Source organism: Bacillus sp. MMSF_3328 (assembly GCF_030733525.1).
GTDB lineage: Bacteria > Bacillota > Bacilli > Bacillales > Cytobacillaceae > Bacillus_AB > Bacillus_AB infantis.
The window spans coordinates 83,244-101,363 of sequence record NZ_JASHIV010000013.1 but is presented as its reverse complement, the minus strand read 5'-3'; the positions used below and the strand labels follow the sequence as shown (position 1 = coordinate 101,363).

Below are 18,120 nucleotides of genomic sequence, written 5' to 3'. Positions count from 1 at the left end.
ACTACATAAGGGTTGTGTTTATAAAAACAAATGGCCGGCAAGGGATTTAAGTAAAAAAGAAAATCAAAAACCACTTCATATATAAAAAAGCCCGATGATTAGATCACCAGGCTAAAATCACAGCTTATTTAATAATTTGTATCGCGGCAAAAACAATCGTATTGATTGCAGCCAATCCAATAAAAACCCAACCGGCTAGATTTACTTGCTTACTAGTTATCATAGGTTTTCACCCTCCGTCGCATCATTCGAACTGCTATTTATTGAGTCGATTATGTTGTACCTTAGATTTTCTTGGTTAGAGTGTATTAACTGTTGAGGTGCAGCTGCAGGATCTTGTAAATTTGATAGCACTTTTCTTGCTTCTTGCTCAGCTTCAATTAACTCAGGTTTCTTCTCATCATGTTCCGCTCTCTCTTTAATTAGTCGTTCATGCTTTTTCTTTAAATCTTCTAGCATAGTAAGGAATTTTGTCATGTCCCGGGCAGGCGGCGCAGGGTTGTTATCTGTTTTTGAACCGAAAAGCTTGGACCAAAAGGATTTATTTTCATTGCTAGTGCTATTCGCTAATGCGGTATCTCTGTGAGACATATCCTCGATAATCATTTCATACATAGAAATATTTAATTCTATATTCTCAATTTGGTTTGTGATCAATCTCATCTCAGAAGCCCATAACTCAAGGTCTCTTTTGGCCAACTTATAGAGTAAACGATAATTACTTTGTTGAATTAAGTTTTCAAAATTCCTTTCTGGCGCCAACTGGGTTACATTGCTATTGCTATTTCTCTTTACTTTGCGGGGCTCAGAAAAGATAGCATGAGAACCAATTAAACCAGCAATTTCTGAGGGTAATAGTTGATGGTCAGAAAGCAATAAGATCATCTTAAATTGAAATAAAGTTATGTAGTTATATCTGTAAAAACCCCTACTTCCTTGCCTCTCAATGTCAATATAATCGTTAAGATCATTGCGATTAAGGAAGTTAAGCAATGTTTGCTCTTTACCTGGAATCTCCAGTAAATCAGCTGCTTGTTTTGTTGAATAAGTGGATTTGAAGATAACACGTTCAAATAATTTGCAGGGTTTAAACAGTTCTTCTTCTAAATCTCTTTGCCGGATTTCCTCATACAGAGGATCACTTATGAATAATTCTTTGTATTGTTCAATCTTTTCGGAGACCTCCAAAGAACTCTCCCCCTTTAATAAATCTTGTTATAACAAGGTTACTGCTTATTGCAATAATACTTAATAAATCCCCATTAATCAAGCGATATCAACATTTATTGACTTTTATTGTGGATGATTTGAAAAATTATTATTGTTAGATTTGCTATTTATTATTAATAATTTGAAATCAATTACATTATGACTACAATAATTGTAATCAATTTCAAATTTATTTGAATCACTCATGTATTTATTAATTATTATTTATTTATTGTGGATTATTCTAGATAAATGTATAAGTTCTGATTAGCATTATAGATTTTTCTTTATGTATGCTCTATCCCTTGATAACACTAAGTTATTGATTCTATTGCCAATGATTTCAACAAAAAAAAGCCCCCCTTAAAGGGGGAGTAATTAAAAATCTAGATCCAAATCATCTAATTCAGTGACTAATTTCTTTTCCTCTTGATTATTTGGTCCGAAATCATCGTCCAGGGTACTTAGTGTACCCTTATTTCTTGAAACTTTATTACCTGCAGAAAAGAAATCATCAAATTCATTAAGATTTAAAGTAGCTGCAGCGCGTTTCTTTGCTTCTTCTTGTTCATTTTCAATCTTGATCCATTGATCTTTTTCTTCTCTAAGTTGATGGACCCTGGTTGAAGGAGCAGGAAGAACAGATAGACCATATAATGTAAGTGAATTAACCTTACTATTTGTACTAATAGATAAGTTTACTTTACTTTCTAGTAGCTCTGAAGAATACTTGTAAACATCATCCGCAATCCTTGGGGATATATTTTTTGATGAAGGATACATTACTGCTATGGCACCGGCCAAAGCATTGTTTACTTCATAATCAGCTAATACTTCATTGTTCTTATATAGCGTATGAATTTTATTTTCCAGATTGTCATCTGAACCTACTTCAGTATTTTTTGAAATAGATAACCAACCTGGGGTAGAAAGAGTAGTTAGTAATTCTGTTTTATCAAAAACGGAACGCCCCTCAAGTAAAGGCAGTGTGGAAACCTCAGCTAAAATACTGGCCACTACCATATTACTATAAGATTTAGCGTCAATTTCGTGTCCGCCATAAGTTTTCAAAGGATTGTTAGCATAATAATCCTTCATCTTCTCATTATCAATAACCAATGCATTACCCATTTTGTTTTCATTCATAAACTGTTGAATGAGTGCGATTCCAGCAAGGGCATTCTGTCTAAATGAAGAACCCCTTTCTTCTGAGGAAGGTAACGAACAGATTACTCCTAGTGGGATTTTCCCCCCAGGTAATGCATGGTGGGCACGGACTTGTGATAAGTAGGTAAGTGCTACCTTTAAGGCACCGTTACCTGTACCTCCTCCTAATGAAACCGTCACCCAAACAAACTCTGCGTTTTGTACATCCTCGCTTAATGCAACCTTCTTATAGATTTCTTTATTTTCAACTGCAATCTGGTAGCCTAACTGGGCATTTTTATCTGTTCCTTCTAATTCAGGGAACTCTTCACTTTTGGTCACGATCCGTCTCTCTTCTGAGATTAAGTTTCGATGTTCCTCCATATCTGATTTAGAGGAGTTGAGTAAATAGGTTGGAAAACCAAACCTGGCTAACTCAGCTGCAATTCGTCCACCACCTTGGCCTAAACCAATAATTGTTTGAGAAGGAAATCTGGATAATTCTTTGCTAACCTCATTAGAAAATACATGAGGAGACAATAAAGCTTTAAGTGCTCCTAAATTGCCATTGTTATTCAGTGATATGTTCATAATTTAGCACCTCTTTTTTTAGTTTCTTCTCTTCTGTAAGCAATTTAATTAATTGTCGTCCTCGAATGGTTATGTAATAAGGATTAGATGTGCCATCCTTCTTTGTCTCAATAAACCCCTGAGCTTCAAGTATAAGGAAAGTATCATCATACTTAGGACGTTTTTTCCGATAATCTTCGAGTCTCGTTTTCGCCAGTCCTCTATGCTGCTTATTTTCTAGTGCTACTTGGCGTAAAATTTCTAAAGCAAATTCATCAAGTTTCTTTCTTAAAAATCTCAATGTGTACTCGTCGTAAATAACTTCATCGAGATCAATATATCTTTCGGAAGTTACTTCAGGTTTTTCCAATTTCCCTCTCACCTCCCATTATTTTAATGATTCCTTATGCAGCACTATTGTGCTTACTTATTAATCATTATAGAAAAACCGGTAAAATAAAGCAATTATTATCAGTATCTCTTATAATATTTGTTATTTTAACTATTAAATTGAGTGGAAATCTCAATAGTGATTCATTGTGTAACACAATTGTGCTGCACAAAAGAAACCATTGGTATAATAACTATTATAGTGATTTTACAATTAGTTCCTGCAGCATAATGTCACAATAAAGATTAGATACTAATTGGTAATTAATAATCGCCATTAATTAATAATTGAATTACTACATTAATTTTAAGGGCCCGTTAACCAAAGGGGTTTTCTGCTTCCGCTGCAACGATCTAAAATGGCAGCAGCCCCAGGGCCTATTCCAATCATCTTCAATAATCCTAAATAGCATAACTAGATACTTTATTAATAATTATTTGAAATGATTTATTAATAATTATTTGGTAAAAAGACATAAACAATACCTATTGTTGTTTTTAAGTGCTCAAAAACCTGAACTAAATCCATGAGTAGCCTGGTACAAATATTAAGCAAAGAATCAAGAGGAATTGTGAAAGTCAGAGTAGTATACTTTAGAGACCTTAAAAGTCTACTACTCTGAAGGTTCTACCTAGAGTAGTATATTTCCTTAGCGATATAACAAGATTTAAAGTACCCAATAAAGTCCTACAATAGTAATATCGTCAACTCCTTTATAAACTGATTTTCACAATAAATTTTATTGCTTAATTAATAATTCTGTAGGACATGTCACGTACATAAGGTAATGGACTATTTTTCGCTCTATTTTTAGAAATTTATTAGTATTAACACCTGTATTCTGCTATACTTTTTACGAATTAAATACAAATGACCAGGAGCACCCTGTCCATTCATGACGTACACCTTAAGGTGGTATTCGTCACGTGGACGGGGTGTTTTTTTTTTGAAAGGAATGGTGATATGACCGCTGGAACAAATACTATAACAGTCCCGCTCGGAACAAATGGCAAAAGGATCGTCTTAAAACAGGAAGAAATACTATTTTTACATGAACTCACAATCCATCGAACACTGCAGGTAAAAGATGTTTACGATTTCTTTCGGAATGTCTTCCGAAATGCTCCGCACACCAAATCCATTGCAAAAAGGTTGGGCCGACTTGTGAGTGCCGGCATATTATTGCGAATGGAAGAAAGAGTGAGCCCTACTAATTTAAAAACCTATTATTACAAAATAGGAAAAAGGGGATTAGAAGCGCTGCACAAAGCGAATTATATTTCCCGTGATGATGCTGAAAGGCTCTATCAACAAATTTTTTATCTTAAGATTCCTAAGTCTCATACGCTGGCTGCGTCGCACCTTGCTAACCAGACAAAAGTTCTCGGACTGTCAGAAGATTTAGCACTTGAACATACTAGAGGAATCGATGATCCGGAGCTTAATAATAATGGGAATGTTCTAATATCTGATTGGGTTTTTAAAAGAAGAAATCGAACCGTTTATCTAGAAGTGGATTCTGGGCGGCAAACTTTAGAAGTAATATCCTCTAAAGTTGATAGGTACATCCATTTTGCAGAGACAGTTAATGAGAATGTAATCCTTGTTTTTTCTGTCATGGACGAGACTGTCAGCAAATCATTCACTTCTGACCGTTCTAAACGCATAGCATCTTTAAAAGAAAATATGCCACCCTGTCAAAACTGGCCAAAGAACTTTTCTATCTATGTCATTACTGCGGAAAGAACCCCGGAGCTCATTGTGCGAATTCTTAAGAGAAGTGAACCATTATCACAAGAATTTAGAGGCTATGTCATTGATGAATGGATTGAACAATTAAAAGGCCGTACTAAAGGTAAATTCGAGATTCAAGATTTAGCAAAAGAAACAGCTTATGGGTCTGACCGTGTAAGAGAATTAGAGGCAGATTTCACACTTCAATTAAATGAAGCAACAAGAACACGCTATATTGCCTTAATTTATGCTGAAGAGGGGAATGTCCAAACTTATCAAAGGATTCGATACAATCATCATCGGACAAAAGGAACACTGATACACGGCCAACGTCTAGATGAATTGATTATGGTCTATAAGGATAAGGATTTTATGAGTTCAGAGGTACATGGGGTCTTTTGGGAAAATAGCTGGTATACATTCCGAGATACTTGGAGTCTTTCTGAGGATCAGATTGGCAGCTATCCCGAAATGTTAAAACCTATTTCTCAGTTTAGAAGGGAGTGGAATAGATTTGAATGAGCAACCCATTTGGAAGCAACGGTTGCCTTTAACGATGACAACTCTTTTCGTTCTTGCTTCCGTTTATTTTCTGATTCGTGCATGGTCAACCATATACTCACTAATAGCCACTCAAATATATAATCGGGAGATCATATTTGGAAACGGGTTTCTCGGCAAAGATTTGAGTATAGGTCCTGTGTATATGATTCTAGTCAGTATATTGGTCATAATGACTTGGCTTGTGAGTACCAGAATCACTTTCTATCAGAGTAAATTTATAAAGGTATCCTTTTTTCTGATTGCAATTTTAACTGTTTGGGGAAATCTAGCTGCTTATGGAATGGGCAAAGTAAAAGTAAATGTAATTCCATTCTTTGAGGAAAGGTTGACCAATGTAATAGAAACAGATGGATTTTTTGAATCTATTGTTTTTCAACAGACTCATGGGTTCTATCTTTTAATTCTTCTCATCCCCATGATTGTCATGTTTTTTATCTCCCTGTTTTTAATGAACAAGTATATTCAGTTTGATAAAGAACTAAATACGGCTTTCTTTGACTTTTTATGGACTGGGAAGTGGCTGCAAAGATTTTCGAAACTGGAACAAAAAAAGTTATGGCCAGATATTGAGCTGGGCGAGAATACAGAGACAGGAGAGATGTTGGTTCTTCCTGGCAGAGATAGAACGTTAAATACCATGATAATTGGAAGTATAGGTACTGGTAAAACCGCTGCAGAGGCTCTCCCTATGATTAATCAGGATTTGCATCATATGACACGATACATAAATGATTATCCTGAATTATCCCAAAGAGAGGATTTTCGAACAGAAGATGTGGGAGGGAGATACTTAAGCGGTATTTCCATTATTGAACCATCCAATGATTTGTGCCAAAAAGCATACCAGCTGGTAAAAGCTCATGGTATTCCAGATGATGCTATTACTTATATAAATCCTCTCGATCCGAATACTCCCAGTATTAATCCTATGAGAGGGCCAGTAGATAAAACCGCTGAGGTCTTTGCCCAGGTTATAGCCGGCTTAAATGATTCAAAGGATGGGGGAAACTTCTTTTTTGAACAGGCTCAAAGGAATCACCTGAAGCATTATATATACTTATTAAAGTTACATGACCCGGACCAAGAGGTTACTTTTGATATGCTGCTGGACATGTACAACAATCCTCAGACCGTTCATAAAATGCACGTCAAATTAAAACGAACGCTGCCACAGCAAATTGATCAGATTGAAGATAGAGATGAGCGCAACTATTGGAAAATCGTGCAAGGAATTGATGAGTGGTTTGATCTTAATCTGATCCCGAAAGTTTCTAAACTGGGGCACTCTGAAAGAGATAGTAAAGGAGAAATCCTCTATGTTGATGCCAAAGCAGAGCACGTCCAAGGTTTAAGGAACATTCTAAATGATATCGGCGCTAATCCATTAATCCGAAGGGTCCTATTTGGAAAGAGTGATTTTGACTTTGACAGGCACATGGAAGTTGGCGGGGTCCTTTTGGTGAATACCGCAAAAGGGGAACTGGTGAACTTAGCCAGGGTATTAGGGAAAATTGTTTTAATGAATTTACAGAATGCAGCATTTCGGAGACCTCCAATGGTTTCATCCTTCCACCATATCTTGGTGGACGAGGCACCGGACTATCTGTATAACGCGTTCAGAGAGTTTCCCGCTCAATCACGGAAATATAAGGTGATTATCACTACGTTAAAGCAGACGATTGCTCAATTAGCTGATCAATTCGGTGAATATTATATGACCACCTTAATCGGTACAATGAGGAACCGTTTGGTTTACGGGGATGTACCTGCTTTTGATGCTAAATATTTCTCTGAACTGTTTGGAGAAAAATTTGTCTATGGAGAAGGGCAAAGTGAAATGACCGTATCGCCTCTTCAACAGGACCCAGGATCTCGGACAAGCTCTTCATTCCAAAAGGTAAGAGAGCAGGCCATGACAAGCGGTGAAATCATGTTCCAGGAAGCTTTTCAATGTGCAGTAAAAATTGTTTCCAACAACAAACCAATGCCAGTTGTCCAGATTAAAGCAAACTTTGTTCCCAAAGAGGAATTTAAACAAGCAAAGTTCCAGGTAGATGAGGAAAGTTTACTAATGTGGCTCAATAGTCGAAAGGCTTACCTCCAGTCAAAGAATACAGATAACACACTAGATGAGATAGAAAATGAAAATGTACAGAGCATTGAGGAAACAGAAAGGGCGAACGCTGAAACCTACGAAATTGAAAGCCAGAATGCATTTTCCTTGGATAGTGAATCAATGGAGAAGGCGCTCTCTGTCAAAGCGGAACCACGTCCGAGAAATTCAGTGAATTATACTGTATATGTTCCTCCCGCTCCCTCATATAAAAAAAGTGAGGAACCTATTGAGAAAGAGCCAGCTGCTGTCGAGGAAGAGATCCTTGATTGGGAAATGCCAGATTCCAATCACTCACAGGCCACTCTGGCAGCTAGTGAAGATGAAGAGGAAACAACTGATTCTTCTATTCATGATTCTCCACCAGAAAGTGAGAAGGTTTCTGAACCGGCATTCGATGATAAACAAGATTACCAGCCGAGCATACCAAGCGAGGAAGAAAATAAGTTTGCTGCCGACCTAACCAAGTCACTTTATGAGGAAATGTGATGTTCATAGACCTGCCGGCTAAAAAAATCTTGCAATCCCATGTAACGGTTTGTACAATGTAAGTAATTCATGGAACTAAAACTAAATATTAACAATAGGGAACACCCCTCAATTAGCTGACTTTTCAAGTTGGTTATTGAGGGGTGTTTTTTTATTAAAGTTTGGCGCCAATCAAACCATTTATGAAAAGATGTACCGCGTTCTCATGAATAATAATCCAAATACAAGGAAGTCAAAGAAAGGGTGAATAGCATGGTTGTGAAATCATGGAGTGATCAAGATTCTTTAGAGATATTAGCGGAAAAGTTTCGTAACCAGGAAATTGTGAGTGGGGTCATCCGGAGTTCCATGAACATGAAGCTCCCTGTAGTAAGAGAGGATGGCAACAAATCTCATGTAGAAGAAGAAACGTTAATTGTTCAGCTGCCCGCTGGAATTACAGGATATTGTGTAACGTCTGAATTCCGCGAAAGAGAGTATAAGTCATTAACCAGGTTTATTGGTACAACCCAACAATTCGTTATAACCGATTTGAATCTGGAACACCAAATTGCCTTACTTTCGGAAAAAAGAGCAGCTGCACGGATTCGTGACTCCTTCTGGGATGAACTTAGTATGCTCGAAGAAGAAGGCCAGCTGCAGAAAGAAGTATTCGACGCGGTTGTCTCTGGATACAACCAACAAAAAGGTATCATCTATGTCCGCCTAAATGGCCAAGATGCCTATATGTATCGTCGTGAATGGTCCTGGTATGAAAGAGACGTTGTAGATGCTCAAGTGGGGGAAACCATTCAGGTAAAGATTGAACTACTTGATACTGAGCAACGATTGTTAAGAGTATCCCGTAAAATGGCGCTTCCGGATCCATATGATTTTATTCTTACTTTAAGAAAAGATCAGCTCATCGCAGGGAAGGTATCAGAGGTGCATCCAATCCATGGTTTGTTCGTAGAAGTGGAGAATGGGGTGGTACTAAAGGCTGGAAAGGTTCGTAGCCTGGAAGAACCATCAATCGGGGATATTGTTACATGTCGGGTCCGTTCCATAAATGCAGAAGAACGAAAGGGTAAGCTAATGATTATTGATTACCCACGAGGGAAGCGTAAAAGAAAAGATCTCGGCTCGTTTTTATTTGAGTAATGGTTCAATCTGAAGATGTGCTAACATCCGCTATCCAGCTGTTTCCCAGGGAAGATAACTCTATCTCCTTTTGGGACCACCCCAATTTCAAGTCACGTGTGACGCTTCCCGATAATTATTTTGCTATCACACGTGTCGAGCAAGGCTTAGAGATGGTTCAACAGGGAAGGTTAAATGAAGAGGCCTTAACAGTAATGAAAGTCATTGGAGATGCGATGTGTGCAAATGAGAACCAGCTGCGCCGCTACCTATCCAAAAAGCAAAGCTTCTCTCAAACAAGTAGTATCCTAAAGCGATTAAGAAAATACGGGTTTGTAGAACGGCATAAATGTCGATTAGCTTTTATTGAAGAGGATGGAGAAGAGACGATCAAGCCTCCAGCTCCATTTACGTTAGGAATTGCTGGATACAAGCTGATGAAGCACTTATATCCAAAAGATAACTTTAAAAATCCTGAAATTTGGAGTGAGCAGCCGCTCTCCATTCAAAGGTATGTCGCTGTAAATGAACTTAGGTGTTTATTGGTCGAAGCAAGAGTCCTTAGAGGTTGGAAGTGGAATCCTTATATTGGTGGAAGCTCGAAATATATGAAGCCGCAAGCTGTCGCAAAACTAGAAACCGCTAAAGGGGAATTACAATTCATTCTGGAAAGGCCACAAATGGCTCAAAATTTTGTAGGGTACTTCCGCTCGAAGCTTGAACAGTATCGCTATCTGTATGAAAGAGATCAGTTTCTGCAGGTTGATGGGTTTGGGAGAGCTGCAGTCCAGGTAGTTTGCTTATATACTTCATCAGCAAGTATGGCCAAATTCATTCATGAAGAGATTGGATTACATCGCTTTCCGTTTCAAATATGGGTGGTTGTAGATGAATGGATCAATGAATCAAAAGGTATGTCTGAGGCATTCCTGACATTCGACAATGGCGAAATGAAAAGAATTCGATTACCTTTCCTTCAAAAATCAAATCCATAACCAATTGACAGTATTTTCAACATATGATAGTTTAAGATAAACACCTTTTCTCAAGGTTTTTACCTTCGAGAAGAGAACTAGGGGGAGAAGCGGAAACTTCTTTTCCCTAGTCCCTAAACTAAAACTTAATCTACTTATATATGGGAATACCCCACGAATGAAAGATAGGCATTAAAGCCATCTATCTTTTATTCGTGGGGTATTTTTTGTTTGTATTAGAAAGGCGTGAAAAGAGTGCGCGTGCTGCTTGCTGTTGGAGAACCGAATATGACTTCTATTCTTAGGAATCATTTGGTCAGTAGCGGGTTTGATGTTATTGAGCAAGAGGTATTTCATCGCCGGTTTCTAGAGGAAGTCATTCAATATGAGAAGCCGGCCATCATATTTCTTCATGACTCCTATCTAGAAAGCGATCATGAAGAACTTAGAGACCGCGACCAGGAAATACTAAGAATGATTGAACAGTGGAGGTTCCAATACAATGACTCGCTGCGGATTGTTTATATCTGTGAAAGAGAGCGAACGGATCCTTTACTAGGCTCATTGGTTGCTAGGAATGTTTTAGATATTTTTTATACCAGGAGCATTCCTACACAGCTTTTAATTAATCAAATATTAGAGCCCCCGAAATTTTCAAACGTTGCAAAAATAGGAGTTACGGATATTGATTTGGCTAATTTGGAGTATCTGGAAGAGCAAGCGGAGAAAAGTGGAATAGAGGATGAAATAACCGAGTTTACTGAACATGCCACTCAACCAGCAAAGCCTATTGATATACCCACTAGCAAGTCTAGAAAGAAGGTAGAACTTCCTTCATTAAAATTGCCGAAGCCGGAATTCCATATACATGTTCATAAGCCCAGCAAGATTAGGACAGAGAAAATCGCAAAAGCAATTGATCGAAAAATTGTAGTTGTTATCAGTCCGTTTGAAAGATCCGGCTCTACTTTTGTATCACACCAGCTGGCCTATCAGATTGCTGAGAGAAAAATAGGAATCACTTACTTCGAGAATCCTTTTAAACGTCCCTATACATACGATCGATTTGGTGGCCATTTGTTAGTTCCTAACTTTAAAAGCTTATATACGAGCCAACCTAACGCGAATATAGATATTGACCGAAAGTGGACAGTAGAAGGGGTACAAATTCAAGCTCTAAATCCAATTCTAGAAATGCCTTATGAGGAAAAAGATATCTCCATTGAGAAGTTCCTCCGACTGTTTCTGAGTGCAGGAGATACGCCTATCCTCATCGTTGATATTGGAGCAGATCGTCAGCGGCCTATTTATGATGAATTGCTTTCCATTGCCTCTCATGTATTGGTTGTTATGGACTGTGATATCTCAAACATGGAGTGGTTTGAACAAAACCAAATCTCTCCAGATTTCAATTGGATCCATAAAATCATTACAGACGAGCGGACCACCCTTATAGCTAATCGTTATGTAGAAGCTGCAGCTGACGCTTTCCCCCCTGATAAGTATGTGTCTATTCCTGTTATCAACCAGGATTGGATTTTCGAATCCCATTTAAAGGCCACCTTTTCATGGAAAGGGAGGGAAGCAGTTAGGGTGCAGCATGATGTCTTTGGTGGGTTAATGCAGCATCTCTTCCCTGATGAGACATTAACCGGGCAAAAGAAAGCCAATCTTCATATAAAGAACTGGTTACCCAAGATAAAAGTAGGAAAGTAACAAAAATCATCTATCATCTAAGAACCTTATAAAAGGAGGAGGACCATGAAACCTTGGTTGAAAATTACTCTAGGGGTTTTATTATCCGTATTTGTAATAGCCTTTATCATCGTGTGGGATACGGTCATCAAAGACAAAATCGACAGTGTAGAAGTAGCAATCGTTCGACCTGGTGTTGTGATTGAAAAGAACCAGGTTATAACAAAAGATTTACTGATGATGGAACAGAGAAATCGCGCAACCCTAGTTGAGGGAACGGTTTATAAAATGGACGATGTTGTTGGCTACGAAGCGAAACAAAAGCTTTATGGGAATTCTATTCTTTCTGAGAGAGATGTAGAATTTATTCCTTTTACCCCAGACCCAGAAAAGGGGGAGGCTATTCGCCCAATCCCGGCTTCCTGGATCTATGCGAGCCCTTCTACCATACGACGTAAAGACCATATTGACTTCTATTTATTTAGACCAGAGGGAGACACTGCAAAACCTTCTGTAAATGTAAATTACCAAGGTCTATCCCCCGAGCAGAAAGCAAAACTTGAGGAAGCCAATGCAGAGAGGGAACTTGAAAATGAAAAATATAAAAAAGAGCGCATTGATATAGCTGAACAAAAACAGGTGGAAGTACCAAGCGATAGTGAAAGCTTAGAAGATGTAGCAGCTACCTTAGAGAAAACAGAAGAGTTGTTTTCCAAGGTGGAATCCACCATCAAAGGTGAAGAAATTCCCGGAAGTGAACAAGAAGCTTACCGCAATCGCATCATGAATGATTTAAACCTTACGGAAGATGAGTGGAAAAATCTTATTGAATTTGGGGACATTCCGCTATTAGTAGATATTCCAATCATTTATGTAAAAGACGGCGCTGGAAATGAGATTCAAAACGGTGAAAACAGCACCGAGGAAAAGCGACTAACATCAACCGGCCCGGTAACTGACTTAGAGGTAATTCTAACGGAAGATGAATACCGTCAAATGAAAAAATATATGGAACAAGGTTACAGGCTTTATATTTCTTACAACTAGGAACGGAGGGTTACTTTGGCTAGAACTTTATTTGACGAAGTAGGAACAAATTTTGAGATATACCTGATTTCTGACAACACATATTTAAAAGAAAGCTTACAAGCCATTTCTAAAGTTACGCTGCTTGTCCAGATGCCAAGATTAGAGCCAAACATTTCTTGTAAGGCCATTGTGATTGACGGTAAATGCTTCCCACAGTCGGAACTAAAAGAGCTGCGTAAGCTGTATCCAGAAATACCTGTATTTTATCAGTTTTATCAAGTTACTAATGAGCAGCAAATGAAAAATCTTCAAATGATCTGCGCCGCTCATCAAATTGTTCTTTTATCTGAATTCCTATCTGAAAAGCAAATAGAAGAGGAAGTAGAAAAGCATTTATTTGCAAAGGAAAGTGTCTACAAAAATCGTATTATTAGCTTTTTTGGAACGCATAGTGGAGCAGGTGTTTCCACAACTGTCTTAAATGTTGCAGATCTCCTTGCCCAACAAGTAAATGAAAAAGTGTTAGTGCTCTCTTTAAACCCCTGGGACCCCGCTGATTATTTCTTGCCCTATGAAGGCAAGTATCTCAGTGATATAAAGATTGAACTTAAAACAGGCGGAATAACAGAAGAGAAGCTGCAGATGGCAGTTCACCATTATCCTAATTCTTTCTATCATCTGGCCGGTAACCGTGACATTAAGCTGCAGCGGTATTATCAAACCGAAGAAATCAGCACCCTTCTAGACACAGCTAAGAAAGTATTTGATGTCATACTGATCGATGCCGGTACACACTTTGATAACGCCGCTTTTGCTCAAGCCTATAAACAATCTGATTTGAAATTCCTTGTTACAACCCAGGAGCCTAAAGGTTTTAGAGGGTATTGGCCTCACATCTTTCACCAGCTGTTAGAACCTATTGGAGGAAAGGCAGACGAATACCTGCTCATCCTGAATAGATTCGTTCCAGACATGACGTTAATTACAGAAAAGGCCATCTCTGAAGAGCTTGATATGAACCTATTAGCCACTATCCCAGATGAAAATGTATATGGCCAAACAGCAATCGCTCAAAAAAGGCTACTTCACACTGTTACAAATAATAAGGAATATCCTTTTTCATTGAGAACCATCTTAAATTCCATCATTACACGAGCAAATCTGACATATAGAACAGACTTAGAAAACGAGTTTCAGCAACGTGGATTCTTGGGCTTCTTTCGGAAGAAAAAAGCGGTTAATTGACAATCATAGGGGGTGAAATGATGACGAAATTAATGAGAACTGAAAATGTAAGCGAAAATCCATTTGATGTGGCTAAATGGATGGCTGAAGAAAGTAAGGATCGGGGTATTAAAAAGCCTTTTATTGAAGACTACAGCTATGAAAAGAAAAAGCAATTTAAAGAACTCTGCAAAATTGTCAAAGAAAGTTTAGACAGAATTATTGATGTAAGTTCTGAAGCAAGCAGCGGGACTAACTCTGAATGGTTAGAGCGCCAGCACCAGGCCATTATAGGAGACAAAGTTGCAATCGAATACTTTCTAGCGGAAATTGAGAAAGTACTTAGGACCAAAAATATTACATCCAAGGATTATCCAAGTTTTTTTAATTCCTTATCAGAAGCCATTTTTCACGAAATTTGGGGATTGAGTGTCCTTGCAAAATGGGAGAGGTACCCAGAGTCTGAAGCCTGCTGTATCCGCGGAACTCAACTGTGGATTGATATCGATGGGCAATTTGTTAAGCAGGAAGAAGAGTTTGAGTCGCTAACCGTGGTCGAACGCATTAAACGAGCTTTTGTTATTCGCCGGCCTGACTCAGTCATTAATCGTGAATCACCAGAACTGGAAATTGAAAGAGAGGACGGCTCCAGGATAACAATGATCCAGCCTCCGCGGTCCAGAGAAAATTACATTATGATTCGCCGGTTCATTGTAAATAAGTATAGCTTACATGATCAGGCGTCCCGCGGAACTATACCGCAAGAGGATATTCCTATTTTTCAAGCACTGGCTCGTACTATGGCCAATATGATCGTAGCTGGACGTGTACGGTCTGCTAAGTCTACTTTTATGACAACCCTTATAGGAGAAAGAGATGACAGCTTTGTAGGAGCTGTACTGGAAAAACACTTTGAAGTTGCACTTAGCAAGCACTTTCCTAATCGGTTATTCTTTGAGATCCAAGCCAAAGAAGGGGACTTACATAAAGCCATTCCTCGACTTTTGAGAATGGAGCATGATTTTGTAGTGGTTGGAGAAATCCGGTCTCTTGAGATTGAAGCATATCTCCAGTCGACTGAGCGGGGAGAAAGAGGCAGCTTGTCCACTTTCCACCTTACAGATGTTGAACAGGTCGTTGAACAATTGGCCCGTTTGACCCTAGATGAGTTTCCAACCCGCCGGTTTGAAGTAGAGGTTGAACGGATCGCAAGGAATATAGACATCATTATTACTATGGATACAGAGCGGGACCGCAGCAAGAAAAGGGTTGTAGGCGTAACAGAGGTTATCTGGGATAACCAGCAGAGAAGGCATTACACCCAGGATTTAATTAGATATTCCAAACTCAATGACAAATACTATTACTCTTCAAAAATCAGTTCTAGGCTGCTCAATTTAATGGCAAAAGAGGATCTGGAGGAAACCAAAAATTTATTGCGATTGCTTAAGCAAAGGGAACAGGTATCCCCTATGGAAAAGCTTCAAGATATCTCATTAACTGATGAAGGCATTGCGTTGGTATGAGGATATTAATATGACGGAATTTTTCAGGAGCAGCATATTTCTTAAATTTGTTGATATCGCCTTTTATATTCTTCTTATTGCTATTACAGCCTGGACCGTTTACCAAATATTAAATGTACCTATACGAGAACGACTTTACCAGGCGCGGTACCGCTCACAGGTAAGAAAAGCAAAAATTGCTACCACGGAGGTCCCAATAAATAAACGATCTCCTTTGTACAGACATATATACTTTCTTCTCGCTTCAGTTAAAAAAGCTGATACAAAAAGCCAGAAATGGACCATGGGAGTCTCGACATTTATTGTCTTATCCCTTCTTATTGGGTTCCTAACTTTCTCGCTCATCCTTGTAAAATATCAAGATGCTTTTCTCGGCCTAATTATCGGGACCGTTGTTTCCATTATTCCCTACATCATATTACATGTGCAGCTACGGAATACTCGGAACGCCGTAGGAAATCAATTAACTGAGATTGTGGAATTAATCATTCATGCTTATGGATCCTCCAGCAGTGACATGTATCAAGCCTTAAAAGTAACTCAATCACACATAGCCGAAAAGGAGCTAAGAAGTATCCTTGTTCGGTTGATCAGTGATCTGCAGACTGCGCGTACAGAAGAAGAGATGAGACTCAGTATAGACTTATTTATCTTTACCTGTGGAAACTCCTGGTCCATGCGCCTGGGGAACATTATTTTAAAGTCTTACCTTCACCAGGAAAATGTCATGAGTGCCTTAATACAGCTGCAGAATCAAATGATTAATAATCAAAAAATGCTTGAACAAGAGAAGGCCAGTTCTTACGATGCTTTCGTGGATGCAACTTTAACGGTCATTTTATTTCCTATTTCTTTAATAGGAGCAAAGTTCATGACTAAGCCCCAAAGCTGGATGGCTTTACAGTTTGGAGAGAAAGCAACTTTAATGTTATTTATTCTTACAACTATTATGGTGGTCATTTCCCTGTTAGTTGGGTTAATCATCCGAAAGCCAAAGAATGACCTATAGGAGGAAAGAGCTTGAACGAAACCATGTTTTTATATAAGTTCCTGCCTATATTGATAAAATCCATCGCTATTATTCTTGCGTTAGTTTCAGGTTACCTGGTTTATTCAGGCATTTCTAGCCGGGTGGAAAAGCAGCATTTGAGACTTCGATTTAAAGAAGAGATAGCCAAACGACAAAATAGATTAAAGGTCCAGGCGGAAACAGGAAAGGCTGAAGAAATATTTAAAGAGTCCGGCTATCCGCTTGGGATTACCGGAGTACGATGGACAATCATATATTGGATCCTGTTGGCCTTTCTTTTCATCAACTATATTGCTTATCCCTATATGGCCAAAGGCACTATTTCGCTGATATCCATTGCCATAATTGTATCTGTCATGACACTTCTATCCGCTGCATTTCCGTTTTCGCTCACAAGATTCATCCTTAAAAGATTGATTGAATACAAAAAGGCTAAACGGAATTCGGAGCTTTTTTCACTTTATGACATGCTGCTCAGTGAAATAGAAATGATGCAGCAAACGAGGATTAATGCTTACTCTCTAATCCGGACGCTAAAACCCTATTTCAAAGAGCTGGATGGAACCATTACAAGGCTCCTGGCTAATTGGACAAGCGATAATGGCCCTGATTATGCTTTAGACATTTTTGCTAAGGAAATTGGTACCAACGAAGCAAAAAGCTTAGCCAATGTTTTAAAAAAGTTCGATGAGAACAAGCGGGATACCATAATTCTTTCCCTTAAAGGGATGGAAGATATGTTTATTAATAGTCAGATTGAAAATTACCGAAGGAAAAGAAAACTGTATGTAGATCTGGCCAAGCTCCCGATCAAAGCTACACATGGGTTAATCATTTTAAACTTTGTTGTAGTGATTATCTTCATGGTTTCCTATCTCATGAAAGACTCAAAGTTATAAAGGAGTTGATGATTAATGAATGAATCTTTAGCAACTTTCATGAAGCTTGCTGCTACCGCTGTAATCATTTCCGCACTCCTTTGGAACAAATTAATGGGGGTGATGGGCGACATAGCTGATAAGATCAATGTCATCATGCAAGGGATGATTTAATATCGCTACTTAAGGAGGTTTGGTCGTATGAATACTACCATAGCGACCTTCATGAAACTTGCTTTAACAGCTGTTACTATTTCAGGATTAATCTTTTTTGTCGCTTATAACTTGTTAGACACAGAAAGTGACAAATACAAGGAACATGTCGAGAGTAAAGAAAATGATATTCTCTCAAATTTACCTTAGAGGAGCTGAATACCATTGAGCAATACTTTGGCCACTTATATGAAAATTGCTATGACAATGGTTGTG

15 protein-coding genes are annotated in these 18,120 nt (G+C 38.4%); 12 read left to right on the top strand and 3 right to left on the bottom strand.

Annotated elements, in window-relative coordinates:
• Positions 1-219 precede the first annotated feature (219 nt).
• From RBB45_RS18735 to RBB45_RS18725, 3 genes are all read right to left on the bottom strand, one after another.
• Positions 220-1,188, bottom strand: a complete 969-nt coding sequence (locus tag RBB45_RS18735; RefSeq protein ID WP_306010147.1) for a hypothetical protein — start codon at positions 1,186-1,188, stop codon at positions 220-222.
• Positions 1,189-1,587: 399 nt separating this feature from the next.
• A complete protein-coding gene (locus RBB45_RS18730; protein WP_306010146.1) occupies positions 1,588-2,946 on the bottom strand; it encodes an FtsZ/tubulin family protein in 1,359 nt (452 codons plus the stop codon).
• Entirely contained in the window at positions 2,927-3,295 is a 369-nt protein-coding gene (locus RBB45_RS18725) for a hypothetical protein (RefSeq protein WP_306010145.1), read from the bottom strand. Before RBB45_RS18725 ends, RBB45_RS18730 begins: the two co-directional genes overlap by 20 nt.
• 984 nt (positions 3,296-4,279) lie before the next feature.
• Here RBB45_RS18725 and RBB45_RS18720 point away from each other — a divergent pair.
• The 12 genes from RBB45_RS18720 to RBB45_RS18665 all read left to right on the top strand — a co-directional run bounded on the left by RBB45_RS18720 (position 4,280) and on the right by RBB45_RS18665 (position 18,054).
• Complete coding sequence (locus RBB45_RS18720; RefSeq protein ID WP_306010144.1) at positions 4,280-5,572, top strand: replication-relaxation family protein; 1,293 nt, start codon at positions 4,280-4,282, stop codon at positions 5,570-5,572.
• Positions 5,565-8,216 (top strand): type IV secretory system conjugative DNA transfer family protein, encoded by a 2,652-nt coding sequence (locus RBB45_RS18715; protein WP_306010143.1) that lies wholly within the window; start codon positions 5,565-5,567, stop codon positions 8,214-8,216. The genes RBB45_RS18720 and RBB45_RS18715 overlap by 8 nt, the downstream gene beginning before the upstream one ends.
• A 252-nt stretch (positions 8,217-8,468) precedes the next feature.
• On the top strand, positions 8,469-9,356 hold the full coding sequence (locus RBB45_RS18710; protein ID WP_306010142.1) for a 30S ribosomal protein S1: 888 nt from the start codon (positions 8,469-8,471) through the stop codon (positions 9,354-9,356).
• A 194-nt stretch (positions 9,357-9,550) separates the two neighbouring features.
• On the top strand, positions 9,551-10,330 hold the full coding sequence (locus tag RBB45_RS18705; RefSeq protein ID WP_306010141.1) for a replication-relaxation family protein: 780 nt from the start codon (positions 9,551-9,553) through the stop codon (positions 10,328-10,330).
• A 234-nt stretch (positions 10,331-10,564) separates the two neighbouring features.
• Positions 10,565-12,025, top strand: coding sequence for a hypothetical protein (locus RBB45_RS18700; RefSeq protein WP_306010140.1), 1,461 nt, complete (start codon positions 10,565-10,567; stop codon positions 12,023-12,025).
• 45 nt (positions 12,026-12,070) lie between these two features.
• Entirely contained in the window at positions 12,071-13,051 is a 981-nt protein-coding gene (locus RBB45_RS18695) for an SAF domain-containing protein (RefSeq protein WP_306010139.1), read from the top strand.
• A gap of 15 nt (positions 13,052-13,066) precedes the next feature.
• Complete coding sequence (locus RBB45_RS18690) at positions 13,067-14,278, top strand: P-loop NTPase family protein (protein WP_306010138.1); 1,212 nt, start codon at positions 13,067-13,069, stop codon at positions 14,276-14,278.
• A 17-nt stretch (positions 14,279-14,295) separates the two neighbouring features.
• Positions 14,296-15,783 (top strand): ATPase, T2SS/T4P/T4SS family, encoded by a 1,488-nt coding sequence (locus tag RBB45_RS18685; protein WP_306010137.1) that lies wholly within the window; start codon positions 14,296-14,298, stop codon positions 15,781-15,783.
• Between the two features lie 10 nt (positions 15,784-15,793).
• Positions 15,794-16,792, top strand: coding sequence for a hypothetical protein (locus tag RBB45_RS18680; protein ID WP_306010136.1), 999 nt, complete (start codon positions 15,794-15,796; stop codon positions 16,790-16,792).
• Between the two features lie 11 nt (positions 16,793-16,803).
• Entirely contained in the window at positions 16,804-17,712 is a 909-nt protein-coding gene (locus tag RBB45_RS18675) for a hypothetical protein (protein WP_306010135.1), read from the top strand.
• 15 nt (positions 17,713-17,727) lie between these two features.
• Positions 17,728-17,865, top strand: a complete 138-nt coding sequence (locus RBB45_RS18670) for a hypothetical protein (protein ID WP_009790702.1) — start codon at positions 17,728-17,730, stop codon at positions 17,863-17,865.
• A 27-nt stretch (positions 17,866-17,892) separates the two neighbouring features.
• Positions 17,893-18,054: a hypothetical protein gene (locus tag RBB45_RS18665; protein ID WP_306010134.1), complete on the top strand. Its 162-nt coding sequence runs from the start codon at positions 17,893-17,895 to the stop codon at positions 18,052-18,054.
• Positions 18,055-18,120 lie beyond the last annotated feature (66 nt).